The sequence below is a fragment of the Clostridiisalibacter paucivorans DSM 22131 genome (genome assembly GCF_000620125.1).
In the GTDB taxonomy this organism is placed as follows: domain Bacteria; phylum Bacillota; class Clostridia; order Tissierellales; family Clostridiisalibacteraceae; genus Clostridiisalibacter; species Clostridiisalibacter paucivorans.
Window position 1 is genome coordinate 1 of record NZ_JHVL01000027.1, and the last position, 24,754, is coordinate 24,754.

23 protein-coding genes are annotated in these 24,754 nt (G+C 28.1%); 20 read left to right on the forward strand and 3 right to left on the reverse strand.

What is annotated here, in order from left to right; genetic code table 11:
* The first annotated feature begins 356 nt into the window (after positions 1-356).
* The 12 genes from Q326_RS0108760 (at position 357) to pdxR (ending at position 11,915) form a co-directional block, all read left to right on the forward strand.
* Complete coding sequence (locus Q326_RS0108760) at positions 357-917, forward strand: 2-oxoacid:acceptor oxidoreductase family protein (RefSeq protein WP_026895048.1); 561 nt, start codon at positions 357-359, stop codon at positions 915-917.
* Positions 904-1,791 carry a MurR/RpiR family transcriptional regulator gene (locus tag Q326_RS0108765; protein ID WP_026895049.1) on the forward strand — a complete coding sequence of 296 codons (888 nt, stop codon included), beginning with the start codon at positions 904-906 and terminating at the stop codon, positions 1,789-1,791. The genes Q326_RS0108760 and Q326_RS0108765 overlap by 14 nt, the downstream gene beginning before the upstream one ends.
* Positions 1,792-1,861: 70 nt before the next feature.
* On the forward strand, positions 1,862-2,491 hold the full coding sequence (locus tag Q326_RS0108770; protein ID WP_051531330.1) for a histidine phosphatase family protein: 630 nt from the start codon (positions 1,862-1,864) through the stop codon (positions 2,489-2,491).
* 74 nt (positions 2,492-2,565) lie between these two features.
* A complete protein-coding gene (locus Q326_RS0108775) occupies positions 2,566-3,012 on the forward strand; it encodes a hypothetical protein (protein ID WP_026895051.1) in 447 nt (148 codons plus the stop codon).
* 145 nt (positions 3,013-3,157) lie between these two features.
* Positions 3,158-3,814 carry a (d)CMP kinase gene (gene cmk, locus Q326_RS0108780; RefSeq protein ID WP_026895052.1) on the forward strand — a complete coding sequence of 219 codons (657 nt, stop codon included), beginning with the start codon at positions 3,158-3,160 and terminating at the stop codon, positions 3,812-3,814.
* Positions 3,815-3,817: 3 nt separating this feature from the next.
* Positions 3,818-4,399 (forward strand): lysophospholipid acyltransferase family protein, encoded by a 582-nt coding sequence (locus tag Q326_RS0108785; protein WP_026895053.1) that lies wholly within the window; start codon positions 3,818-3,820, stop codon positions 4,397-4,399.
* A gap of 1 nt (position 4,400) precedes the next feature.
* Positions 4,401-6,356 (forward strand): bifunctional 4-hydroxy-3-methylbut-2-enyl diphosphate reductase/30S ribosomal protein S1, encoded by a 1,956-nt coding sequence (locus Q326_RS0108790; RefSeq protein WP_026895054.1) that lies wholly within the window; start codon positions 4,401-4,403, stop codon positions 6,354-6,356.
* A gap of 194 nt (positions 6,357-6,550) precedes the next feature.
* Positions 6,551-7,321, forward strand: a complete 771-nt coding sequence (locus tag Q326_RS0108795; RefSeq protein ID WP_026895055.1) for a CheR family methyltransferase — start codon at positions 6,551-6,553, stop codon at positions 7,319-7,321.
* A 30-nt stretch (positions 7,322-7,351) separates the two neighbouring features.
* Positions 7,352-8,383: a M42 family metallopeptidase gene (locus Q326_RS0108800; protein ID WP_026895056.1), complete on the forward strand. Its 1,032-nt coding sequence runs from the start codon at positions 7,352-7,354 to the stop codon at positions 8,381-8,383.
* The gene (locus Q326_RS0108805) at positions 8,374-9,384 is read left to right on the forward strand and encodes a M42 family metallopeptidase (RefSeq protein ID WP_026895057.1); all 1,011 of its coding nucleotides are present in this window, start codon (positions 8,374-8,376) and stop codon (positions 9,382-9,384) included. Before Q326_RS0108800 ends, Q326_RS0108805 begins: the two co-directional genes overlap by 10 nt.
* Positions 9,385-9,395: 11 nt before the next feature.
* On the forward strand, positions 9,396-10,403 hold the full coding sequence (locus tag Q326_RS0108810) for a M42 family metallopeptidase (protein ID WP_026895058.1): 1,008 nt from the start codon (positions 9,396-9,398) through the stop codon (positions 10,401-10,403).
* 66 nt (positions 10,404-10,469) lie between these two features.
* Positions 10,470-11,915, forward strand: coding sequence for a MocR-like pyridoxine biosynthesis transcription factor PdxR (pdxR, locus tag Q326_RS0108815; protein WP_026895059.1), 1,446 nt, complete (start codon positions 10,470-10,472; stop codon positions 11,913-11,915).
* Positions 11,916-11,919: 4 nt separating this feature from the next.
* On the opposite strand, the gene Q326_RS17025 is transcribed toward pdxR, so the two are convergent.
* Positions 11,920-12,942, reverse strand: coding sequence for a potassium channel family protein (locus Q326_RS17025; protein WP_051531332.1), 1,023 nt, complete (start codon positions 12,940-12,942; stop codon positions 11,920-11,922).
* Positions 12,943-13,210: 268 nt separating this feature from the next.
* On the opposite strand from Q326_RS17025, the gene Q326_RS18485 reads away from it, so the two are divergent.
* Positions 13,211-13,360 carry a hypothetical protein gene (locus Q326_RS18485; RefSeq protein WP_156936281.1) on the forward strand — a complete coding sequence of 50 codons (150 nt, stop codon included), beginning with the start codon at positions 13,211-13,213 and terminating at the stop codon, positions 13,358-13,360.
* Positions 13,361-13,539: 179 nt separating this feature from the next.
* Here Q326_RS18485 and Q326_RS0108830 read toward each other — a convergent pair whose 3' ends face one another.
* Positions 13,540-14,733 carry a pyridoxal phosphate-dependent aminotransferase gene (locus Q326_RS0108830; RefSeq protein WP_026895060.1) on the reverse strand — a complete coding sequence of 398 codons (1,194 nt, stop codon included), beginning with the start codon at positions 14,731-14,733 and terminating at the stop codon, positions 13,540-13,542.
* A gap of 320 nt (positions 14,734-15,053) precedes the next feature.
* On the opposite strand from Q326_RS0108830, the gene miaB reads away from it, so the two are divergent.
* The 6 genes from miaB to Q326_RS0108860 all read left to right on the forward strand — a co-directional run bounded on the left by miaB (position 15,054) and on the right by Q326_RS0108860 (position 23,581).
* Positions 15,054-16,343, forward strand: a complete 1,290-nt coding sequence (miaB, locus tag Q326_RS0108835; RefSeq protein ID WP_245592080.1) for a tRNA (N6-isopentenyl adenosine(37)-C2)-methylthiotransferase MiaB — start codon at positions 15,054-15,056, stop codon at positions 16,341-16,343.
* Between the two features lie 118 nt (positions 16,344-16,461).
* On the forward strand, positions 16,462-19,101 hold the full coding sequence (mutS, locus tag Q326_RS0108840; RefSeq protein ID WP_026895062.1) for a DNA mismatch repair protein MutS: 2,640 nt from the start codon (positions 16,462-16,464) through the stop codon (positions 19,099-19,101).
* A gap of 12 nt (positions 19,102-19,113) precedes the next feature.
* A complete protein-coding gene (mutL, locus tag Q326_RS0108845; RefSeq protein ID WP_026895063.1) occupies positions 19,114-20,958 on the forward strand; it encodes a DNA mismatch repair endonuclease MutL in 1,845 nt (614 codons plus the stop codon).
* A 13-nt stretch (positions 20,959-20,971) separates the two neighbouring features.
* Positions 20,972-21,922 carry a tRNA (adenosine(37)-N6)-dimethylallyltransferase MiaA gene (gene miaA / locus Q326_RS0108850; protein ID WP_026895064.1) on the forward strand — a complete coding sequence of 317 codons (951 nt, stop codon included), beginning with the start codon at positions 20,972-20,974 and terminating at the stop codon, positions 21,920-21,922.
* A 65-nt stretch (positions 21,923-21,987) separates the two neighbouring features.
* Positions 21,988-22,224, forward strand: a complete 237-nt coding sequence (gene hfq, locus Q326_RS0108855) for an RNA chaperone Hfq (RefSeq protein WP_026895065.1) — start codon at positions 21,988-21,990, stop codon at positions 22,222-22,224.
* Positions 22,225-22,288: 64 nt separating this feature from the next.
* Positions 22,289-23,581, forward strand: coding sequence for a methionine gamma-lyase family protein (locus Q326_RS0108860; protein WP_026895066.1), 1,293 nt, complete (start codon positions 22,289-22,291; stop codon positions 23,579-23,581).
* 74 nt (positions 23,582-23,655) lie between these two features.
* Here the strand turns inward: Q326_RS0108860 and lexA are convergent, their stop codons facing one another.
* Entirely contained in the window at positions 23,656-24,279 is a 624-nt protein-coding gene (gene lexA / locus Q326_RS0108865) for a transcriptional repressor LexA (RefSeq protein ID WP_026895067.1), read from the reverse strand.
* Between the two features lie 144 nt (positions 24,280-24,423).
* Between lexA and yneA the strand changes: the two genes are divergently transcribed.
* Entirely contained in the window at positions 24,424-24,732 is a 309-nt protein-coding gene (gene yneA, locus Q326_RS17030) for a cell division suppressor protein YneA (RefSeq protein WP_051531336.1), read from the forward strand.
* Positions 24,733-24,754 lie beyond the last annotated feature (22 nt).

The following is a 24,754-nucleotide window of genomic DNA, read 5'->3' on the forward strand; positions in this document are numbered from 1 at the left end:
CACCTTTCCTAGAAAATGGAGAACAATTAGTAAAAGAGATATCCTAATCTTAGTCGCTAACTGCAACCTCGCACTATTAGCATTCATCTTTGAAAACTAACCTTGCTGTTGGTCTAATCAAAGAGATGCAGCATCTGTAGTATGCAGGTTATGACAACTAAGTCAGGAAGCATGCTTTTCTGGCAATAACCTTATGGTTTTGCAAGGAGGACAAGAATTATCCTTTGCTAACTATTCTTAATCTTATTTTAGCACTAGGATATCTCAATTAAAAATTGTAATAAAAATAAATAAAAAAAATATGCTTAGAACACTTATAAAAGTGTTTCTAAACATATTATACGAGGAGAGATCTTATGAGGATTCATAAAGAAATAATGTTAAGTGGGTCTGGCGGTCAAGGACTCATATTGGCTGGTATAATATTGGCTGAAGCGGCTATTTCAGATGGATTAAACTGTGTCCAAACTCAATCCTACGGTCCTGAAGCAAGGGGAGGTTCTAGTAAGGCTGAGGTTATAATAAGCGACAATATTATTAATTATCCAAATATAATGCAATGTGATATATTATTGTCTTTAACAGAAGATGCTTGTAAAAAATATATCTGTTCATTAAAGCCAGGAGGTACTCTAATTTTAGATAGTAAAATTAATTTACCTGAAAGAAGAGATATAGATATTTGGCATGTGCCTATATTGGATACCGCATTATTAGATCTGAAAAATCCTGTTGTTTCAAATATAGTTGCATTGGGCACATTAAGTGGTATAATAAATATAGTATCCGAGTATTCTATAATAACTTCTATTTTAAATAGAGTGCCATATGAGTTAAGAGATCTAAATAAAAAGGCTTTTTATAAAGGTTTAAAATTACAAGAACAGGGTGAAAAGTATTTATATGAAAGAAAATGAAAAAGATTTAATGCGACTAATTCAACTTAATTTTACTAGACTAAGTAAAGGACAAAAACTTATTGCAGAGTACATAACATCTCATTATGACAAAGCTGCATTTATGACAGCTTCAAAATTAGGGGAAAAGGTAGGAGTAAGTGAATCTACCGTTGTAAGATTTGCTAATGCTTTAGGATTCTCTGGATATCCTAGTTTGCAAAAGGCATTACAAGAACTTATTAAAAATAAGCTTACTACAGTTCAACGATTAAGTCTTTCTGATGAGTTATCAGAAAAAGGTGCTTTTATTGAAAATATATTGAAAGCTGATATAGAAAACATAAAATCCACCCTTGAGGACATAGATGTAGAGGTATTTAATCAAGTGGTAAATATGATTTGCGATGCTAAAAGAATATATATACTTGGTCTTAGAAGCTCCACTGCGTTAGCTGGATATTTAGGATTCTACTTGAGTTTGATGTTAGAAAATGTTAAAGTTGTAAGTTTCGGTATGAGTGACATATTTGAGCAATTACTGAGAGTTACTAACGATGATTTAGTTATAGGTATAAGTTATCCTAGGTATTCAAGAAAAACATTGGAAGCTCTAAAATATGTGAAAGACAATAATTGTAAGATTGTAGGTATCTCTGATAGTATGATGTCTCCTGTATCTAATATGGCTGATTATACATTAATAGCTAAAAGCAATATGGTTTCTTTTGTAGACTCCTTAGTTGGTCCAATGAGTCTTATAAATGCAATTATAATTTCCATAGGGGTTAGAAAAAAAGGAGAACTCAAAGACTATTTTACTAAATTAGAAAAGGTATGGAATGATTACAATATTTATGGTAATAGAGATAAATCGGATATGTTTGGGTTATAATAATATATATTAAAATCCTCGGGCCTTAAATTGTCCGAGGATTTTAATATATATATCTAAGGAGGGGATTATGACTAAATTATTTTTAGTGAGACATGGAGAATCAACTTGGAATTTAGAAGGTAAAGTGCAGGGTCAACATGATACTCATTTAACTAAAAAAGGAATATCTCAAGCTACAGCATTAGGTAACAGATTAAGATCTGAAAATATACATATAAATTCTATTTATTCTAGTGATTTAAAAAGAGCTTTTGAAACAGCTAAAACAATACATAGTTGTCTAAATAATGTTACAACTTTTAAAAAAAATATAGCATTGAGAGAAAGACATTTTGGTTTATGGCAAGGGCTGAATATAGATGATATTAAAAGCAAGTATAAAAAAGATTATGATATATGGAAAAAAACACCCCATCAGCTTATAATAGAAAATGGAGAATCTTTACAAGATGTACAAAAAAGAGTTATGAAATTTATAGATAGATTAATACACGAAACAAAAGATGCCAATATATTGATAGTTTCACATACTGTCGTTTTAAAACTTATTATTCTAGGATTATTAAAGCTACATATTAAAAATTATTCTAGTCTTAAATTAAGTAATACAAGTTTAAGTATAATAGAAATACCTGTTGGAAAACGGCCTTTTATAAGGGTTTTAAATGATACATGCCACCTTAAAGGTTTAAAATAAAGTTTTATTTTACTCATAAATAGCCAATAATAAATAAGTAAAGATTATTACTTATTTATTATTGGAGGAACTTTATGAAAAAAAATCATAAATATGATAAAATAGAAAAATCATTACTGAATTCAACTATAATATTTTTTTTAATTCTAATTTTCTTTCAAAGTATATTATTGAATGACAAAATTAGTATGTTTTTAAATAGAGAAACTATCAATCATAGTCTTTTTAATTCATCTTTACATAACCAATTAGGAAATTTGACATTAAAAATAAATAATGATCAATATAAAAATATAGAAGTTTTTATAAATGGAGACATGAAATTTAATTTTAAAAACAAATCTAAAATTAAATTTGAAGTCTATGACAATGATTTGATAGAAATTAATGGTAGCATGTATGAAGAAAAAGTAAATATATATTTAGTAAATATTTCTGATAATATTAAAACTCAATATTTAAAAACACATATTGCTACAAATGGAAATATAAAACCATTGGGCCAGATAAGATTGAAATAAATTATTTTATTATTTATTATGAAACTTGAGAAGGTATAAATATTGGTATATAATATTTTTGTATCCGTTAGAGACATTATAATCAAGGTTTCAGCTTTTAAACCACCTTTGAAGGTGGTACATTTTTGTTTAGGGAGGATTGATTGTGAATAATATTGTTATCGCTATAGATGGTCCAGCAGGATCAGGTAAAAGCACTATTGCAAAATTATTAGCTAAAAAACTCAATATAGAGTACATAGATACTGGTGCAATGTATAGAGCAATTACTCTTAAATTTTTAAGCAACAATATTGACTTAAGTGATAAAGAAAAAGTACTACAAATACTAGAGAATACAAAAATTGATTTTAAGGACAAACATATATTTCTTGACGATAAGATAGTAGATAATGAGATAAGAAAAAATTATATTAGTAAGAATGTTTCAGCTATAGCAAAAATAAAAGAGGTAAGATTAAAGCTTGTTAAAATCCAAAGATTCATTGCTATTAATAAAAGTATTGTCATGGATGGAAGAGATGTAGGCAGTTATGTATTGCCAAATGCTAATTACAAATTTTATATAACTGCATCTCCTGAAGAACGTGGCTTAAGAAGATATAAAGAATTAAAAGAAAAGAAAGAAAATGTCATTTTAAATAAAATAATAGAGGAAATAAAAAATAGAGATAGAATAGATAGTACAAGGGCATTTTCACCCTTAATTAAATCTGATGATGCAATTATAATTGATACTACTAATAAGTCTATAGAAATAGTATTAAAAGAAGTCATAGACCACATAAAAGAGGTGAAGTAGTTTATGCGATTTTATAATTTAGCTAGATTTTTAGCTAAAGTGGTACTAAAAATATTATATAAAGTTGAGATACATGGTTTAGAAAACATACCTAATAAAGGAAAAATTGTAATATGTTCAAATCATAGTAGTTTGTGGGATCCAGTTATAGTAGCAACATCAATATCAAGGCAAGTTTCTTTTATGGCTAAAAAGGAATTGTTTAATAATAAGATTCTCAAATCAATAATTTTGAAATTAGGTGCGTTCCCTGTAAACAGGAAAGGTGCTGATTTAAATGCTATAAAAACATCTTTGCGGATATTAAAAAAAGGAGGAGCATTAGGGATTTTTCCTGAAGGTACCAGAAATATAGAAGGTAAAAGAATAGATGCAAAACCTGGAACTGCTATGATTGGTATAAAATCGAGGACTCCAATAATACCAATGAGAATCATAACTAATTATAAATTTTTTAATACTATAAAAGTTTTCATTGGAAAACCAATATATTTGGAAAGATATTTTGGCCAAAAATTATCTATGGATAAATATTCTGAAATTAGTAATGAGATTATGAATAATATATATGGATTAGGTGATTAATATGAAAATTATTTTAGCTGAAAACTCTGGATTCTGTTTTGGTGTAAAAAAAGCTATAGATACCGCTATGGAATCATTAAAGAAAAATGATAATGCCTATTCATTAGGTGCTTTAATCCATAATAAACAGGTTATTAAAAAGCTTAATGATATGGGTCTTAGTGTTATTGAAGATTTGTCTAATATTAAACAAGGTAAACTCATAATTAGGTCTCATGGTGTACCTCTAAGTTTGTACTCAAAGGTTAAAAATAAAGATATAGATATAATAGATTCTACTTGTCCCTTTGTTAGAAAAATACAAAACAAAGTAAATAAATACAGTAAAGAAAATTATAAAATTGTTATAATAGGGAATCCTATTCATCCAGAAGTTATTGGAATCAATGGTTGGTGTAACAATGAAGCTTATATAGTTAATTCTCAAGAAGATATTGAACATATAAAAAAATGTGATAAAATATGTATTGTAGCACAAACTACTATGACTCAGGAAAAATTTGAGAACTTATCTTATTTAATATCACAGAAAGCAAATGAGTCTAAAGTGTTTAATACTATTTGTAGTGCTACTAGACTAAGACAAGAGTCTTGTTTTGAAGTATCAAAAATGGTAGATGCAATGATTGTAATTGGAGGATATCATAGCTCCAATACACAAAAACTTGCTGAGATAAGTAGAAGAAATTGTTCTAATACATATCATATTGAGACGATTGATGATCTACCATTACAAAAAATTAAAAAATACAAAACAATAGGAATAACAGCAGGTGCATCTACGCCTGACTGGATTATTAAGGAGGTTGTAAACACATTGAGTAATATTGATAATGATATGGACAAAATGATGAAAGAAATTGAAGAATCTATGGTTCAATTAAAAAGGGGAGAAATAGTAAAAGGTACTGTTATATCGGTTAATAGCAATGAAGTTATGGTCAATATTGGTTATAAATCAGATGGTATTATTGAAAAAAGCGAGCTTTCTAACGATCCTTTTATAAATCCAGAGGATATGTTTAAACCTGGAGATGAAATAGATGTATATGTTGTAAAAGTCGATGATGGAGAAGGTAATGTATTACTTTCTAAAAAAAGAGTAGATAATATAAAAGGTTGGGAAGAGTTAGAAGATATTTATAAAAATGGTGAAAAAATAAATGCTAAGATTGTAGAGATAGTTAAAGGTGGAGCAATAGCAGTAGTTAACAATCTAAGGGCATTTATTCCAGCATCTCATGTATCAGTAGAATTTGTAAAAGACCTAAATGAATTTTTAGGAAAAGATATGGTAGTGAAAATTATTGAAATAGACAAAGATAAAAAAAGAATAATAGTATCAAGAAAAGAAGTTGAAAAAGAAGAAATTAAAGTCAAAAGAGATAAATTGTGGGAATCATTAGAAAAAGGACAAATAATAGATGGTGAAGTGAAAAGAATAACTAATTTTGGGGCATTTGTAGATATAGGTGGCATAGATGGCCTAGTCCATATTTCTGAATTGTCATGGGGCAGAGTTGATCATCCTTCTGAAATAGTTAGTGAAGGAGATGATGTCAAAGTAATAGTATTAGATTTTGATAAGTCAAAAGGAAGAATATCTTTAGGCTTAAAACAAACAAAAGCTCATCCATGGGAAAATATAGATGAAAAATATAATATAGGCGATATAATAGAAGGTAAAGTTGTAAAATTAGTAGATTTTGGTGTTTTCGTTGAATTAGAACCAGGTCTTGATGGTTTAGTTCATATTTCTGAGATATCTCATAAACATATAGCTAAACCTTCAGATGTATTAGCTGTTGGAGATACAGTAAAAGTTAAGATCCTTGATATAAAGAAAGAAGAAAAAAGAGTAAGCTTAAGTATGAAGGAATTAGAAGATATGACACAATCAGATGAGAATTATGAAAATGATAATAGTGATTTAACGATAGGTGATATAGTAGAATAAATTTTATACAAAAAAGAAAGTTGAAAAAAACTTTCTTTTTTGTATAAAAAATTTGATAAATGTTCATACTATATAATGACCTCACAAAATACATCAAGACCCCCTTTACATTCTCTGTGGCTTTTATTGCCACAGACTTTTTTTTTATGCTAAAATATACTTAAACATCAAAAAAATAATAAAGGGGATACAAAATGGATAAATATGAAATTTTTAAAGATAAAGTGTATAAACTGACGGGGATAAACTTGTCATTATACAAAGAAAAACAAATGAAAAGAAGGATAGGCTCATTAGTTTCAAGGAATAATTATAATGACTTTGACGATTATTTTATGGCTCTAAAGAGTAATAAGAAATTATTTGATGAATTTTTAAATTACCTAACTATAAATGTATCAGAGTTTTATAGAAACCCTAATCAATGGCATATATTAGAAAAAAATATTTTACCAGAACTCTTGAAAAAAAACAAAAAAATAAATATTTGGAGCAGTGCTTGTTCCACTGGAGAAGAGCCATATTCACTGGTAATGCTACTAAGTAACTTTATGGACTTAAATAAAATAAAGATTCTCGCTACAGATATAGATAAAGGTGCTATAGAAAAAGCTCAAGTTGGAGTTTATAGTGAAAAAAGTCTTAAAAACCTTCCTGAAAAATTCAAAAAGAAATATTTTACTAAAATTAGCAATTCTTATAAAATAAATGAAGATATTAAAAAATGTGTGGATTTTAAAAGCATTAACTTATTAAAAGATAAATATCCTAAGAACTATCATTTGATTCTCTGTAGAAATGTCATGATATACTTTACTGAAGAGGCGAAATCTGAAATGTATAATAAATTTCATGATTCTCTTGCTGATGACGGTGTATTCTTTGTAGGTAGTACAGAGCAAATTATATTACCTAATAAATATAATCTACAACCTATAAAAACTTTTTTTTATAAGAAAATTTAATAAATCTTTGTATAGAAGGAGTGTATTATTGTGTTAATAGAAGATTTTTTAGTAGAAGCTACACAGTGTCCATCAGTTTCTGGATATGAATATAATGCTGTGAAAATAATAAAGGATTACTTTAAAACTTATACAGATACTATTACTACAGATAAACTCGGAAATGTAATAGCTCTTAAAAGAGGCACCACAAGTAATTTCAAAATAATGTTGGCTGCCCATATGGATGAGATAGGACTAATGATTACGGATATTAAAAAAAATGGAAGCATTAAATTTACTCAAATTGGAGGTTTTGATCCTAGAACATTAATAAGTCAAAATGTAGTTATACATGGGGCTAAAGATATAACAGGTGTTATTGTTTTATCTGATGAAAGTAAAACAGAGAAAGTTAAATTGAAGGACCTTCATATTGATACAGGATACACTAAAAAAGAATTAATTACATTAGTCAATGTAGGAGATATAATAACTATAGATAGAAAAATGTCTAAACTTGACAACAATATTTTAACAGGTAAATGCCTTGATGATAAAGCAGGCATAGCTGTAATGTTACAATGTGCTAAGGAATTATCTAATATGAAACATGATGGAGATATATATTTTGTTTCTACAGTTCAAGAAGAAGTTGGATACAATGGAGCTAAAACTGGAATTTATAGCATAGACCCTGATATAGGTATTGCCATTGATGTAGGTTTTGGAAAAACTCCTGAAATACCTGATGATAGAGCTATCCATATGGGTAAAGGTGCCGCCATTACTATGGGAGGTAATATACACCCTTCATTAAGAAAACATATGACTGAGGTTGCTAAAAAATATAATATACCTCATCAATTTGAAGTATCGCCAGGTGCTACTGGTACTGACGCATGGATAATGCAAATATCTAAAGCAGGTATTCCTTGTATTTTATTATCGATACCATTAAGGTATATGCATACATCGGTAGAAACTGTTGACATAAAAGACATTTTAAATGCAGGTCAATTATTGGCACAATTTATTATTAATATAACTGATGATTTGTTGGAGGGATTATTATGTTATTAAAAAAACTATCACAGTCCAGTGGTGTATCAGGCAATGAGGGAGAAATAAGGCAGGTTATTATAGAAGAGATTAGAGAGTATGTTGATAAAATATCTATTGATAAAATAGGTAATATAATAGCTTTTAAAAAAGGTACAAATCCATCATGTCGATTAATGCTATCTTCTCATATGGATGAAATAGGACTTATAGTTACTAATATAGATGATTGTGGGTTAATAAAATTTTCTCCAGTGGGAGATGTTGATAAGAGAACATTATTATCAAAACAAGTTTTTATAGGAAATAATAAAGTTCTCGGAGTTATAGGTGGGAAACCTATTCATTTGCAAAAACAGAATGAAAGAGAGAAGTTTTTAGATTTTAAAGATATGTATATAGATATAGGTGCAAAAAGTAAAGATGATGCTGAAAAATTAGTATCTATTGGAGATTATATATCATTCAATACAGATTTTTATCTTGTAAATAATACTTTGTTAAAAGGAAAGGCTTTAGACTCTAGGTCAGGATGTAATATATTGATTGATTTAACAAAAAATGATTATAAGAATGATATATATTTTGTATTTACTGTAATGAACAAAATTGGTGTTAGAGGAGCTGGCCCAGCAGCTTTTCAAATAAATCCTGACTTAGCAATTGTTTTAGAAAGCACTGAAACAGATGATATGGTTGAAAACAAAGAACATATACCAAAAATAACTTTGGGGAAAGGACCAGTATTGGGACTTATGGGAAAAAATATTATTTATAATGAAGAACTAAAAAAGATCATAATAAGAATAAGTAAGAAAAATAACATTGATATTCAATATCAAACCGATTCAAAGCATTTAAGTGATGCTTTTGCTATCCAAACTTCAGCAACAGGAATAAAAGTTGCAAGTATATCAGTACCTGTTAGATATATGTATTCTTTTAACAAATTAATAAGTAAAAATGATTATGATAATTTTAAAAAACTTTTAGATTTATTTCTAAAGGAATATAATAAATAGGAGGATAAAAGATGACTATAGAAAGCGGTTTATTAAAAAATTTGACTCAAATATTTTCTCCATCTGGATATGAAGATTCTATTAGAGACTTTATAAGGGAAGAAATAAAAGAGTATGTAGATGAAATATTTATTGATAAGCTTGGTAACCTAATTGCACGAAAAAAGGGAAATGGTAAAAAAATAATGGTTGCTGCTCATATGGATCAAATAGGTATGATGATTACTAATATTGATAATAATGGCTTTTTAAGATTTACTGGAATAGGAGGAGTTTTTCCACATCATGTTATAGGACAAAAAGTAATTTTTGAAAATAAAACAGTGGGCATAATTGAAATGGAAGAAAAAATAGAGAATAAGGATAAACTAAAATTAAAAGACCTTTATATAGATATAGGCGCAAAAGATAAATCAGAAGCTATGAAAACCGTCAATATTGGAGACACATGTGTATTCCATAGTGAATACCACGAAGACGACAATAGAGTGGTAACTAAGGCCCTCGATGACAGAATTGGGTGCTATATATTAATAAAAACAATAAAAGATTTAATTGAATCTCCAAATGATATATATTTTACATTTACTGTACAAGAAGAGTTAGGGCTGAGGGGCGCTAAGACATCAGCATTTTTTATAGAACCTGATTTAGGAATATCTGTAGATATTACAGGTTGTGGAGATACTCCCAATGCTGAACTCTTTGCTGTCAAACTTGATGGAGGTACAGCTATTAAAGTAAAAGATAATTATTTAATAACCCATCCAAAAGTTAAAAATTTAATGGTTAATATAGCAAAAGAAAATGAAATTAAATATCAGATGGAAGTTCTTGAATATGGTGGCACAGATTCTGGTGCTATTCATACATCAAAATCTGGGGTGCCTTCTGGAGTTATTTCTGTACCCACTAGATACTCTCATACAGATCATGAGACTGTATTTAAATCAGATGTTAATGCATCATTAAGATTATTAATGGCTATTTTACAGAAAGATGTTTCTCTTTATCTTTAATTGTATCGCATTATCTGATATGATTATTGTATGGAAACAAAATGTCTGTAAATGTGGAGGATTAAAATGAATAGTATATATGATATAAGTCTTGATAGAAGCTCCAATCAACATCTTTATATACAATTATACAATGAAATAAAAAAGCTTATAGTAGATAAGGAATTAAATCCTCACCATAAGCTACCACCTATTAGAAAATTATCTGAATTTCTAAATGTAAATAATGTAACTGTTGTAAATGCATATAAATTACTTGAACAGGAAAACTTTGTTTATAAAAAAATAGGTAGTGGTACATTCGTAAACAAAATAATACCTAACTCAATGATGGATATGGAATCAAATCAAGATATTAAAAAAAATAATGAAGATATAATAGACTTTGCCAGTGCTACCCCTACTCCTGATCTTTTTCCCGTATCTGACTTTAAGCTTGTTATGAATGAAGTACTAGATAGAGATAAAGGAGATGCTTTTGGATATCAAGAAAGTCAAGGCTACCTTCCATTAAGAAAGTCTATAATGGAATATATTAGTAATTATAATATACATACCAGATTAGAAAATATTCATATAGTATCTGGTGCTCAACAGGGAATTGATATAATATCAAAATCTCTCATTGATTATGGAGATATTGTATTCATAGAAAGCCCTACTTATACTGGAGCTATTGGCACTTTTAAATCTAGAGCTGCTAGAATAATAGAAATTCCTATGCTGGAAGATGGGATTGACATCCAAACATTAGAAAACAAATTAAAAACCTTTAAGCCTAAATTTATTTATGTGATGCCCAATTTCCAAAATCCCACTGGCTTTTCATATAGCTTAGAAAAAAAACAACAATTATTAAAATTAGCAAATGAATATGATATATATATTGTTGAAGATGATTATTTAAGTGACTTATCTTTTTATAGCAATGAAAATACTACTTTAAAATCTATGGATAAAAATGATAAAGTCATATATATAAAAAGTTTTTCTAAAATATTTATGCCGGGATTGAGACTAGCTTTTGTAGTAATTCCAATATCTCTTACTAGAGAGTTTATTGCAGCCAAACATATATCAGATATATCTACTTCTAGTCTTATACAGAGGGCATTTGATTTATATCTTAAAAAAGGAATATGGCAAAAACATATAAACTATATGGAAAATATTTATAAAAAAAGATTTGAAATAATGTCTGAAGGACTAAAAAAGTATATGCCTAAGGCTCTAAATCTTTATAATCCTATGGGCGGATTAAACTTTTGGATATCTTTGCCCCATGGCTTTTCCGCTGATGTATTATATGAAATATCCATTCATGAAAATATAACTTTTGTACCTGGATCCTATTTTTTCTTAAACAAAAGAGATGATAACCATTTTAGGCTAAGCATTGCATCAGTCTATGCTGATGAGATTTATAAAGGTATAGAAAAAATGAGTACTGTTATTAAAAAATATCTAAGTGAACAAATATATGTAAGAGATGAACAGACACCTTTACTATAAATTATCAATTAGGAGATATACATATCAATATATCTCCTTTATTTAATATCGTGCTAGATGATGGACATATATTTTTTTGTTTTTCTCGTATAAATCCTACTATTGTTACTTTGCTATCTAAAAAATGATTTAATACTTCCATATATGTTTTTCCATAGCAATATGAAGGAAGTTTAATCTTAAAACTTTTATAATAAGACATCTTCTCAAAAGATTCACTATCTTTATTTAGTAATTTATATAAAACATTTTTAACTAAGATTTCACTTTCTATTTCATTACTTATAAAAATATAATCTACATTTGCTCTTTTGAAATGAATCTTATTATCAGGGTTAAGTGCTTCAGCTATTAAAAATATATTGGAATTCAAATGGTCTATAGCTAGACAAGTTAATATGGATTTTGCATCTTCCATATGGGAATCCTTACTTTTTTTATTTACAAGTACCATTGCTGTTTGAGCTTCCTTAATATTAGCCCTCAATAAAGTCTTATCATACCAGGGATTCCCTTTAATAAATGATACATTCTTATTGTCAAAGGGATTGTATTCAATATCATCTATCAATACAATCTTTATATCTTTATTCTCTTTTAAAAGTGTGTTTATTATTATACTAGAACGTTCATCCCAACCTATTATAATTATATGTTCTTTAAAATTAACATCCAATATACCCATACCTTTCTTAAGATTTTTCTCTATTAATATAGATGCAAATGATGCAGCTATATAACCAAAGATACCTATACCTATAAGCATTAATAACATAGCTATAATACGGCCAGCAATAGTTATAGGAAATATATCACCATAACCTACAGTTGTACTAGTTACAATACCCCACCAAAGGGCATCCCATATTGAATTTACGCTGCTATTAATATTTGATTCAAGACAATAGAACACTATTGAAAAAGCTATAATTAATATAATCGATATAATAAAGCCCTTATATATTTTTCCTTCAAACATTATATGATGTATTTTCTTTATATAAATTAAAATACTTCTAACTTTCACTACCTCCATCCATATATAATGAGTTTCAAATGTATCTGTTTAAAATATTGAAATATGCAGTATTATTATATATATATTTCATGTTTTTTATTTACTTATTTGTGATAACTATAACTGTATAATTGTAGTGAAGTATACAATATTGATTCATTCATATAGTGCCATTTTAAATCTTATTATCTGATATATATGAATAATTTCATATATTGACTTGCAATTAACGAAAAAATCTGGTATAATATAGAAAAGGTTATAGGAGGGATGAAGCATGGAAAATAATATCATTCAAAACAACCAACATGAATTTGAAAGTAGATTAAAAAAATGTGGTGCTATAACGTGTATTCATAATATAGATGGATATTGTAATATGGAAAAATGTGAGATTTATGAGAGAACCCTAAGACAAGAACATTAAAATAATATTTTCTATATTAAAACACCTTTAGGTGTTTTTTTGTTTGCCGAAGATATTACTTATTAATAAAAATAAAAAAACCCTCTTGTCATATATAGTCAGGAATACTAACTAAATAAGACAAAAGAGGGTTGCTAATACTTTAGCATATAAATTTTTACTCTCTTATTATGATTTTATTATTTTCTACCTGGATAAGCTTTAAGCCCTTCTGCTAATATTTCCATAGCTCTTTTCAAGTCCTCTTCTTTTAAAACATAAGACATTCTTACTTCATCTCTACCTAATCCTTCTGTTGCATAAAAACCTTCAGCTGGAGCAAACATAACAGTTTCGTTATCTAGATCAAATTCTTCTAATAGCCATACTACAAATTTCTCTGCATCATCTACTGGTAACTTAGCAATTATATAAAATGCACCATGGGGTTTTTCGCAAAGTACTCCATCCATTTGTTTAAGTGCATTATATACAACATCTCTTCTATTTTTGTATTCAGCTACAACTTTATCAAAATAATCTTTAGTTACGTTTGTTAAAGCAGCAGCTCCAACTTGTTCGATAGTAGGTACACAAAGTCTTCCCTGACAAAGTTTTAATATTTGCTTTATTAATGTTTTATTCTTACTAGCTATACATCCTATTCTAGCACCACAAGCACTATATCTTTTAGATATACTATCTGTTATAACTACTCTATCTTCAATTTCAGCTACTTCACCAAAACTTATATAATCAAAACCATCATAAATAAATTCTCTGTAAACTTCGTCAGCTACTATAAATAAATCGTTTTCCTTGGCAATATCGCCTAACATATATACTTCTTCTTTTGTATAAATAGCTCCTGTAGGATTGCCTGGATTTGATAATAATATAGCCTTAGTCTTAGGAGAAATTAGTTTTTCTATTTCTTCTTTTTTAGGCAAATGAAATCCATCTTCTGCTTTAGTTGTAATAGGCTTAACCTTTACACCTATTTCTCTTCCAAATCCATTGTAATTTGTATAGAATGGCTCTGGTATAAGTACTTCATCTCCATCGTCACATACAGCTAAAAGGGTAAACAATATGGCTTCACTACCACCATTTGTTACTAATATGTCTTCTGGTTTAAAATCTATTCCATAATCGTTATAGTATTTTGTAAAACTATTAATTAATTCAGGTATACCTTGTGAAAAACTATAAGCTAGAACTTCTTCATCAAAATTCTTTACTGCATCAAAGAAAAACTTCGGTGTCTTAATATCAGGCTGTCCAATATTAAGATGATATACCTTTTTACCATTTTTTTTAGCCTTTTCAGCTATTGGAACAAGTTTTCTTATTGGTGATTCTTGCATAGATGTAATTCTGTTAGATAATTTCATTTAAGATACCCCCTAAAAAATATTTTATATAATGCATAAAAATATAGATGGTTAAACATTTTCCATCTATATCTAACTTCCATTTATATGATAACATATAAATAATACAAATAATAGATACTAATCATAAAATTTATATTATTTTTAATAGTGTATTTTTAAGACAAAAAAAAGTAATATGTTATAATAAAATATATGATTAAAATTGATATTTTGGTATAATAATTGAATATAGAACTAAAATCATAGGAGGAATTATTTTGAATATAGATGGAAATAGAAAAAGCAAAAAATATCTAATATCTACTTGGGGTTGTCAAATGAATGAGCACGATTCCGAAATGATTATTGGTATATTAGACCAAATGAATTTCACTCAGACTGAAAATAAAGCAGAAGCTGATTTAATAATATTTAATACATGCTTGATTAGAGAAAATGCTGAAAATAAAGTTTATGGAAATTTAGGAGAATTAAAAGAACTAAAAAAAGAAAATCCTGAACTTATAATAGCAGTATGTGGATGTATGATGCAGAAAAAAGAGATAAGAGATATTATAAAATCTAAATATAGACATGTTGATATAATATTTGGAACCCATAACATTCATAGATTGCCAGAGTTATTATCTAAATATAATCAAAATGATGAAATGTTAATAGAGGTATTGGAAGATAGTGACCATATAACAGAATATGTACCCGTTAAAAGGAAATTTAGTTTTAAAGCCTATGTTAATATTATGTATGGATGTAATAATTTCTGCACGTATTGTGTTGTTCCCTATACTAGAGGTAGAGAAAAAAGCAGGGAGCCTGAAGATATATTAAATGAAGTACTTAAACTTAGCAAAGAAGGATATAAGGAAATTACCTTATTAGGACAAAATGTTAATTCTTATGGAAAGACTTTGGACAGCAAGTTAACATTTGCTCAATTGCTATATATGTTAAATGAAGTGGATGGAATTGAACGGATTAGGTTTATGACTTCACATCCCAAAGATCTTTCGGATGAATTAATAGAGGCTATAAAGAAATGTGATAAAGTGTGTGAGCATATACATTTACCATTTCAATCTGGAAGCAATAATATACTTAAATCTATGAATAGAAAATATACAAAAGAAAAATATTTAGAACTTGTAGAAAAAATAAAGAAAGAAATACCAGATATAGCTGTTACTACAGATATTATTGTTGGCTTCCCTGGGGAAACAGAAGAAGACTTTGAAGAAACTTTAGATGTAGTTAAGCAAGTAGGTTATGATTCTGCTTTTACTTTTTTATATTCTATTAGAAAAGGAACTCCTGCTGCAAAAATGGAAGATCAAGTCCCCGAATCAATAAAAAATAAAAGATTTCAAAAACTTTTAGATACACTTCACCCTATTAGTTATAATAGAAACCTTCCATATTTAAATAAAATAGTGGAAGTATTAGTAGAGGGTACTAGTAAAAACAATGAATCTATACTTTCTGGCAGAACTAGAACTAATAAATTGGTTCACTTTAAAGGAGAAAAAAGCTTAATAGGAAAACTAGTTGATGTTAAAATTAACACAGTAAAGACTTGGACATTAGAAGGAGATCTCATAACTACAAAATAGATTATGAATTTTTAAAAACATAAGGTAAGGGAGAAAAGTTGTATATGTTATAATATTTGTATCCATTATTGAAAATTATATACACTTTTTTTATAAATCAATATAGGAGGAATATAGTTTGAGTAATTTAACTCCCATGATGAAACAATATATGGAGATAAAATCTAGACATAAGGATGCTATTCTGTTTTTTAGATTAGGAGATTTTTATGAAATGTTTTTTGATGATGCTATATTAGCATCAAAGGAATTGGAAATAGCCTTAACTGGTAGAGATTGTGGTCAAAGGGAAAAAGCCCCTATGTGTGGTATCCCTTACCACTCTTCTGATTCCTATATAGCGAAATTAATAAAAAAGGGATATAAAGTAGCTATATGTGAACAAGTTGAAGATCCCGCTAAATCAAAGGGGATTGTTAAAAGAGATGTAGTAAGAATAATTACTCCAGGAACTATAACTGATGCTAAAGTATTAGATGAAAAGAGAAATAATTATCTATCGTGTATATATATGGATAAAGATGGATTTGGCATATCTTATAGTGACATAACTACTGGTGATTTATACACTACTGAAATAGCAAATAACAATACAAATATAGAGCATAAATTGCTTGATGAATTAGCTAAAATTCAACCTACAGAAATCATTGTAAATAGCTTTTTATATGAAAACGAAAAACTCATAAAAAAAATTAAGGATAGATTCAATTTAGTATTAAACACTTATCATGATTGGGCATTTGAAATTTCCCATTGTAAAAATAAGATATTAAATCATTTTAATGTACTTACTTTAGAAGGATTTGGAATAGAGAATAAAAAGTATTCCACATCTTCTTTAGGAGGCTTATTAGAATATTTGACAGAAACTCAAAAGATTGTACTAAGTCATCTGAATACTGTGAGATACTATAGTATGGATAAATATATGGTATTAGATATAAATACTAGACGAAATCTAGAATTAACAGAGACCATGAGAGATAAATCTAAAAAAGGGTCTCTATTATGGTTATTAGATAAAACATCTACAGCCATGGGGGCAAGACTATTAAAAAAATGGATAGAAGAACCTTTATTAGATAGAACTAAAATAATTGAAAGACTTAATGCTGTAAAATTCTTATACAATAATAAGGATACTGTAGATTCTTTAAAAGACTTGTTGAAATCAATATATGACATGGAAAGACTTATGGGTAGAATATCTTATGGTAATTGTAATGGAAGGGACTTGATCTCTTTAAAAGATTCTATAAAAGTTATTCCTGATATTAAAGATATACTTATATCTGCGGACACCAAGCTTTTAGTTAAACTTGGTAACAAAATAGACGAGCTAATGGATGTCTATAATTTGATAGAAGATTCAATTATAGATGAGCCTCCTTTAACGATAAAAGAAGGAGGAATAATAAAGCCCCAATATGATGAAACTCTTAAGGAATTGAAAGAAGCTTCAGCTAAAGGTAAGGAATGGTTATCTAGCTTAGAAGAAAATGAAAAATTAAGAACAGGTATAAAATCTCTTAAAGTAGGATATAACAAAGTTTTTGGATACTATATAGAAGTAACTAAAACAAATATTAAAAATGTTCCAGATAATTATATGAGGAAACAGACATTGGCTAATTCAGAAAGATATATAACTCCTGAATTAAAAGATATGGAAAGTAAAATATTAGGTGCAGAAGAAAAAAGTATGAATATAGAATATCAAATCTTTATGGAAATTAGAGATAGAATAAGAAATGAAGTGAAAAGAATTCAGTCTTGTGCACATATAATATCATGCATAGACTGTTTATTATCTTTAGCTATTATAGCATTTAATAATAACTATATCATGCCAACACTAAACACTGAGGGTATTATTGATATACAATCTGGTAGGCATCCTGTAGTGGAAAAAATGATAGATCAAGAGTTATTTGTTCCTAATAATACCTTCTTAGATAATAAAAATAGGATTATTATTATCACTGGACCTAATATGGCAGGTAAATCTACATATATGAGACAAGTTGCCTTAATAACTTTAATGGCTCAGATCGGTAGTTTTGTTCCTGCTGAATCAGCTAATATTGGAATAGTCGATAAAATATTTACTAGGGTAGGTGCTTCTGATGACCTTGCACAGGGGCAAAGTACATTTATGGTCGAAATGAGTGAAGTGGCAAATATATTAAACAATAGTACTAAAAACAGCCTTGTAATTCTGGATGAAATAGGTAGAGGAACTAGCACCTTTGATGGGCTTAGTATTGCTTGGTCTGTAGTGGAATATATAAGTAACAAGGATAAGATAGGAGCTAAAACCCTTTTTGCTACCCACTATCATGAATTAACAGAATTAGAAGGTAAAATTGATGGAGTAAAAAATTATAAAATATTAGTTAAAGAAAAGGGAGAAGATATAATTTTCCTTCGAAAGATTTCAAGGGGTGGAGCAGATAAGAGTTATGGAATAGAAGTAGCTAGATTAGCTGGAGTTCCTAAAGAGGTAATAGATAGAGCGAAAATTATTTTGAAAAGTCTTGAAGAAAAAAATATTACTAAAAAAGGAAAACTTTCAGATATCGTTCCAAAAGAAAAGAACAGTAAGAATAATGATAAAGAAATGCAATTAGATTTATTTAATGCTAAGGAAAAAGAAATAATAGATAAGATTAAAAATGTAGATATCATGGATACAACCCCTATGGATGCTATGAATCTACTCTATTCTCTTATTAAAAAAGTTAAAGATTTGTAGGTGATTATTTTAATGACAACTAAAATTAATATATTAGATGATACTACTATTAATAAAATTGCAGCTGGTGAAGTTATAGAAAATCCATCTTCTATAGTAAAGGAATTGGTTGAAAACTCTATAGATGCTGGATCTAAATCTATAATTATTGAAGTTAAAAATGGAGGAAAAACTTATATAAGAGTAACAGACAATGGAACGGGAATAGATATAAGTGACATAAATCTTGTATTCTTAAGACATACTACTAGTAAAATAAAATCTGCTAAAGACTTGGAAAAAGTAATGTCCCTTGGCTTTAGAGGAGAGGCGTTAGCAAGTATAGCGGCTGTTTCTCACGTTCAAATGATAACTAAGACCAAAGATGCCTTAGAAGGTATCGAAGTAAATGTTAGAGGTGGAAAAATAGTAGACAAAAATGAAGTTGGATGTCCGTCTGGTACTACTATTGTTATAAAAAACCTTTTTTACAACACACCAGTAAGAAAAAAATATTTGAAGACAGAAGCATCAGAATCATCTAAGATTACAGATATAGTATATAAATTGTCATTAGCACATCCAGAGATATCTTTTAAATATATAAGAGATAATAAGATGATACTAAAAACTTCAGGAAATAATGACATCAAGTCAACTATTTATGATGTCTTTGGCAAAGATATATTCCAAAATATTATTCCCATATCTTATAAAGATAGTAATGTTGATATAAATGGATTTATTTCTAATCCATCATATACTAGAGGCAATAGGAAATATCAATATTTCTTTGTTAACGATAGATACGTTAGAAGTAAAATGATTTCTAAGGCAATAGAAGAGGGGTATAAGGAGTTATTAACAATTAATAGATATCCTGTAGCTATTTTGTGTTTAAAATTAAATCCTGAAACTATAGATGTAAATATACACCCTAGTAAGCTCCAAATAAGATTTCAGCAGGAAGAACTAATTAAAAAAATCATTTATAATTTAGTACACAATACAATTAAAAACAAATATATAATTCCTGAAATAAAATCGGAAAAAAAAGTGAAAAAAGAAGAAAAACAAACATCCTTTATAGATATAAAAATTGAAGACAATAATAGTAGCAATAATAAAGATGTTGAACCATCTGTAAAAGGATATGAAAAAAGATTATCCTATAATATTAAAGAAAACAATAATAACTATGGTAATATAAATATTAAAGATGAAAAAAAATTTATATTTGAAAGCAAAAAAAATCTTCCTTCTGATGATAAAAACAAAAAAAAGGATACTGGAATATTTCCAAATCTGAAAGTTGTAGGAGTAATCTTTTCTACATATATATTGGGAGAAGATTTAGATAATAAAATTTTTTATATTATTGACCAACATGCTGCCCATGAAAGAATTATGTATGAAAAATACAAAGAACAGTATTTAAATGAACATATCGTTATACAAAACCTACTAGCTCCAGAAGTAATAGATGTATCATTTAAAGATTATGAGTCAATAATCAATAATATTGAAATATTTAAAAGACTAGGTTTTATAATAGAAGATTTTGGAGGTAATAATTTAATATTACGAGGTGTACCTATGATATTTGGGAAACCAAATTCAAAGGAAATGTTTATGGAAATTTTAGATAATATAAGATCAGATTTAAATACTACTTATGATCTTAAAATAGATAAAATTATGAAATTGGCATGTACAAATTCTATTAAAGGAGGGGATAGAATACAGGATATAGAAATAAAAAAACTTATAAATGATTTAAGTAAATCCCAAAATCCTTTTACATGTCCCCACGGAAGACCTATAATAATAAAAATGACTAAATATGAATTAGAAAAAAAATTTAAAAGAATTCAATAAAGGTTGTGATAATATGTATACAAAACAGCCTCTTGTTATATTAGTAGGGCCTACTGCTATAGGAAAAACAGCTATTTCTATACAAATAGCTAAAAAAATTGATGGAGAAATTATATCAGCTGATTCTATGCAAATATATAAATATATGGACATAGGTACTGCAAAAGTCAATGAAGAAGAGATGAACTCTATTAAACATTACATGATAGATGAAATTCTTCCTAATGAAGAATTTAGCGCATCGGATTTTCAACAAAAAGCAAAATATTATATAAAGACAATAGCAAATAAAGGGAAAATCCCTATGCTTGTTGGAGGCACAGGACTATATATTAATTCTATTGTATATAATCTTGACTTTACAAATGCAGTTTCTGATTGGGAATTAAGGGCTAAATATAATAGAATTGCTGAAAAATTTGGAAATGGATATCTACATGAAGAGCTAAAAAAGGTAGATTTAGAATCATATAATAGAATACATATAAACGATAGAAAAAGAATAATAAGGGCATTAGAAATATACCATATAACTGGAAAACCCATGTCTTATTACTATAAGAAGTTTAGAGAAGAAAATAAAGAGTATAGACTGATTTTTCTTGGATTAAATATGAATAGAAAAAGACTATATGAAAGAATAAATAAAAGAGTAGATACAATGATTGAAAAGGGAATAATAGATGAAGTGAAGAATCTATTATCAAAGGGGTATAGTCCTTCTTCTATAGCATTACAAGGATTGGGGTATAAAGAAATAATTAAATATTTAGAGGGTGAATGGTCTTTGGAAGAAGCTATCCATATCTTAAAAAGAGATACTAGAAGATTTGCTAAAAGACAGATTACTTGGTTTAGAAGAGATAAAAGAATAAGATGGTTTAATAAAGATAATTATGAAAATGATACATATCTCACTGAAGATATAGTGAAGTATATAAGAAAAGATTTAAATCATTCTTAGTCTTTAACATTAACATTTTATTTATAATAATTTAAGGAAATAAATAGATTTTAGGAGGGGTATATTTGAAAAGCAATATAAATCTTCAAGATGCTTTTTTAAATAAAGTTAGAAAGGAAAACATAGGTATAACTATCTATCTAATTAATGGTTATCAACTGAAGGGTCATGTAATGGGATTTGATAATTATACTGTAGTACTTGCTTGTGATGGTATTCAACAGCTTATATATAAACATGCAATATCTACTATAATACCCAGTAAAAAAGTAACTTTTATGAATAAAGAAGGAAGTAATTAAAGATAGCTGGTCTAAGACCAGCTATCTTTAGGTAAATATATAATAAACTAAGCAGGTGATATCGATGAATGAATTTACTATAAAATTATTATGTAAACAGTTTGATTTAGATAAATATGTTATTTCATATATAAATGAAATAGAAAAGAAAATAACTCAGCAATTTAATAAAATTGATTCAATAAAAGAATTAAATCAATATAAAATAATAAGTAGCATGCAAAGGGCTAAATTAGATGATACACATTTTAACTGGACTACTGGATATGGTTATGATGATGTGGGTAGAGAAAAGGTGGAAGAAATTTTTAGTTATATATTTAATACTGAAGATGCATTAGTAAGACCTACTATTGTCTCAGGTACCCACGCTTTAACTTTAACGTTATCAGGGATACTAAGGCCAGGAGATGAGATGATATCTGCTGCTGGTGCTCCTTATGATACTTTACAGAAGGTTATAGGTATAAAAGGAAATGAACCAGGAAACTTAAAAGAATATGGAATCAATTATAAAGAAGTTCCTTTGACAGATCATGGAGAAATAGATTTAGATTTATTAGAACATACAATATCTGAAAAAACAAAGCTTATATTAATACAAAGGTCTACTGGATATAGTACTAGAAAAGCATTAACCATAAAAGAAATAGAAAATACAATACGTTTTATAAAATCAAAATACAATAATATAGTTTGTATGGTAGATAACTGTTATGGTGAATTTGTAGAAGAATTAGAGCCTACTGATGTGGGAGCAGATATTATGGCTGGTTCTTTAATCAAAAACCCTGGAGGGGGATTAGCATTAAGTGGAGGATATATAGTAGGGAAAAAAGATTTAGTCACTAAAATCGCCAATAGAAGTACTGCACCAGGTATTGGAAAAGAATGTGGCCTTACCTTTGGAACTACTAGAACTACGCTTCAAGGTTTGTTTTTATCTCCTCATACAGTTAGTGAGGCATTGAAAGGTGCTGTACTAGTAGCAGCAACTTTTGAAAAATTAGGGTTTGAAGTCATACCAAACTTAAAAGATAAAAGAAGTGATATCATACAAGGAATTCAACTTAATACCGAAGAAAGAGTAGTGGCCTTTTGCCAAGGAATACAAAGCGCTTCTCCTGTAGATTCCTACGTGACTCCCATACCTTGGGACATGCCAGGGTACGAAAGTAAAGTAATTATGGCAGCAGGAGCATTTGTACAAGGGTCTTCTATAGAACTTAGCGCCGATGCACCTATTCGTAAACCATTTATGGTTTATTTTCAGGGAGGACTTGTTTATGAACATTGTAAACTAGGATTATTGAAAGCAGTCGATAAGTTATACAAAAATAAATTAATAGAGATATAGCTTTACATAATAAATTTATGTAAAGTAAAGCACAGACAATACATTGTCTGTGCTTTACTTTAACATTTAAAATGCTATTTTATTTTTCTAAAAACCCCTATTACTTTTCCTAAAATTATAACGTCCTTAACACATATAGGTTCCATATATGGATTTTCAGGTTTTAATTTAATAAACTGGTCTTCTATATAAAACCTTTTTATTGTAGCTTCATTTTCTAATAGTGCAACAATAATATCTCCATTGTTAGCAGTGTTTTGTTGCCTGACCAATACATAATCTCCATCTAATATACCAGCACCTATCATACTTTCACCTTGAACAGACAACATGAAACTATCATTATTGTCTACAAAGTCTACAGGTAGTGGGAAGGTATCTTCTATATTTTCAACAGCCAATATGGGTTGTCCTGCAGTTACTTTTCCAACTATGGGAACTTGAACTATTTCTTTTTTAGAAAAATAAGAAATATCGTTATTGCTCTCTAGAATTTCAATAGCCCTAGGCTTAGTAGCATCTCTTCTTATGTATCCTTTATCTTCAAGCTTAGAAAGATGCCCATGTACTGTAGAAGTAGATCTTAGCCCCACAGCTTTACATATCTCTCTAACAGAAGGAGGGTACCCCTTGTCTTGAATCTCTTTTTTTATAAAATCAAGAATTTTTAATTGGCTCTTTGATAAATCTTCATACATAATAGCACCTCACATGGTTATATTTAGAATAATTATAACATAATTATAAAATTTTATCAAACATTCGTTCCCCAAACCCTTGACATAGAACATAAGTTCTATTATAATTAGATTAACGAACAAACGTTCTTAGGAGGGATTTAAGTGCATAAAAAGAGATTAGTTATTGTTAGCAAACCTAGATTTATAACATTCCTTATAATTGTATTTTTATTTTTGATGATACTTATAAATATTGCATTAAACAATGATAAGGTATACAGTAGTACATATACAAAACGATATAAAGAGATAATTGTAGACAGAGGAGATACCCTGTGGACTATAGCAAAGAACAATAAAAAGAATGGGGAAGATATAAGAAAAATAATACATAATATCAAAGAAATTAATGATATGGATAGTGTTCTAATTAAACCAGGAGATATTATCAAAGTCCCGATATTAAAATAAAAGCAAATCTCATTTTAAGAGA

Excerpts from the sequence above, each read along its gene's own strand:
- Q326_RS0108760 (WP_026895048.1), top strand. The coding sequence starts at position 357 with ATGAGGATTCATAAAGAAATAATGTTAAGTGGGTCTGGCGGTCAAGGA.
- Q326_RS0108765 (WP_026895049.1), top strand. The coding sequence starts at position 904 with ATGAAAGAAAATGAAAAAGATTTAATGCGACTAATTCAACTTAATTTT.
- Q326_RS0108770 (WP_051531330.1), top strand. The coding sequence starts at position 1,862 with ATGACTAAATTATTTTTAGTGAGACATGGAGAATCAACTTGGAATTTA.
- Q326_RS0108775 (WP_026895051.1), top strand. The coding sequence starts at position 2,566 with ATGAAAAAAAATCATAAATATGATAAAATAGAAAAATCATTACTGAAT.
- Q326_RS0108785 (WP_026895053.1), top strand. The coding sequence starts at position 3,818 with ATGCGATTTTATAATTTAGCTAGATTTTTAGCTAAAGTGGTACTAAAA.
- Q326_RS0108790 (WP_026895054.1), top strand. The coding sequence starts at position 4,401 with ATGAAAATTATTTTAGCTGAAAACTCTGGATTCTGTTTTGGTGTAAAA.
- Q326_RS0108795 (WP_026895055.1), top strand. The coding sequence starts at position 6,551 with ATGGATAAATATGAAATTTTTAAAGATAAAGTGTATAAACTGACGGGG.
- Q326_RS0108805 (WP_026895057.1), top strand. The coding sequence starts at position 8,374 with ATGTTATTAAAAAAACTATCACAGTCCAGTGGTGTATCAGGCAATGAG.
- Q326_RS0108810 (WP_026895058.1), top strand. The coding sequence starts at position 9,396 with ATGACTATAGAAAGCGGTTTATTAAAAAATTTGACTCAAATATTTTCT.
- pdxR (WP_026895059.1), top strand. The coding sequence starts at position 10,470 with ATGAATAGTATATATGATATAAGTCTTGATAGAAGCTCCAATCAACAT.
- Q326_RS18485 (WP_156936281.1), top strand. The coding sequence starts at position 13,211 with ATGGAAAATAATATCATTCAAAACAACCAACATGAATTTGAAAGTAGA.
- Q326_RS0108830 (WP_026895060.1), bottom strand. The coding sequence starts at position 14,733 with ATGAAATTATCTAACAGAATTACATCTATGCAAGAATCACCAATAAGA.
- miaB (WP_245592080.1), top strand. The coding sequence starts at position 15,054 with ATGAATGAGCACGATTCCGAAATGATTATTGGTATATTAGACCAAATG.
- mutL (WP_026895063.1), top strand. The coding sequence starts at position 19,114 with ATGACAACTAAAATTAATATATTAGATGATACTACTATTAATAAAATT.
- miaA (WP_026895064.1), top strand. The coding sequence starts at position 20,972 with ATGTATACAAAACAGCCTCTTGTTATATTAGTAGGGCCTACTGCTATA.
- Q326_RS0108860 (WP_026895066.1), top strand. The coding sequence starts at position 22,289 with ATGAATGAATTTACTATAAAATTATTATGTAAACAGTTTGATTTAGAT.
- lexA (WP_026895067.1), bottom strand. The coding sequence starts at position 24,279 with ATGTATGAAGATTTATCAAAGAGCCAATTAAAAATTCTTGATTTTATA.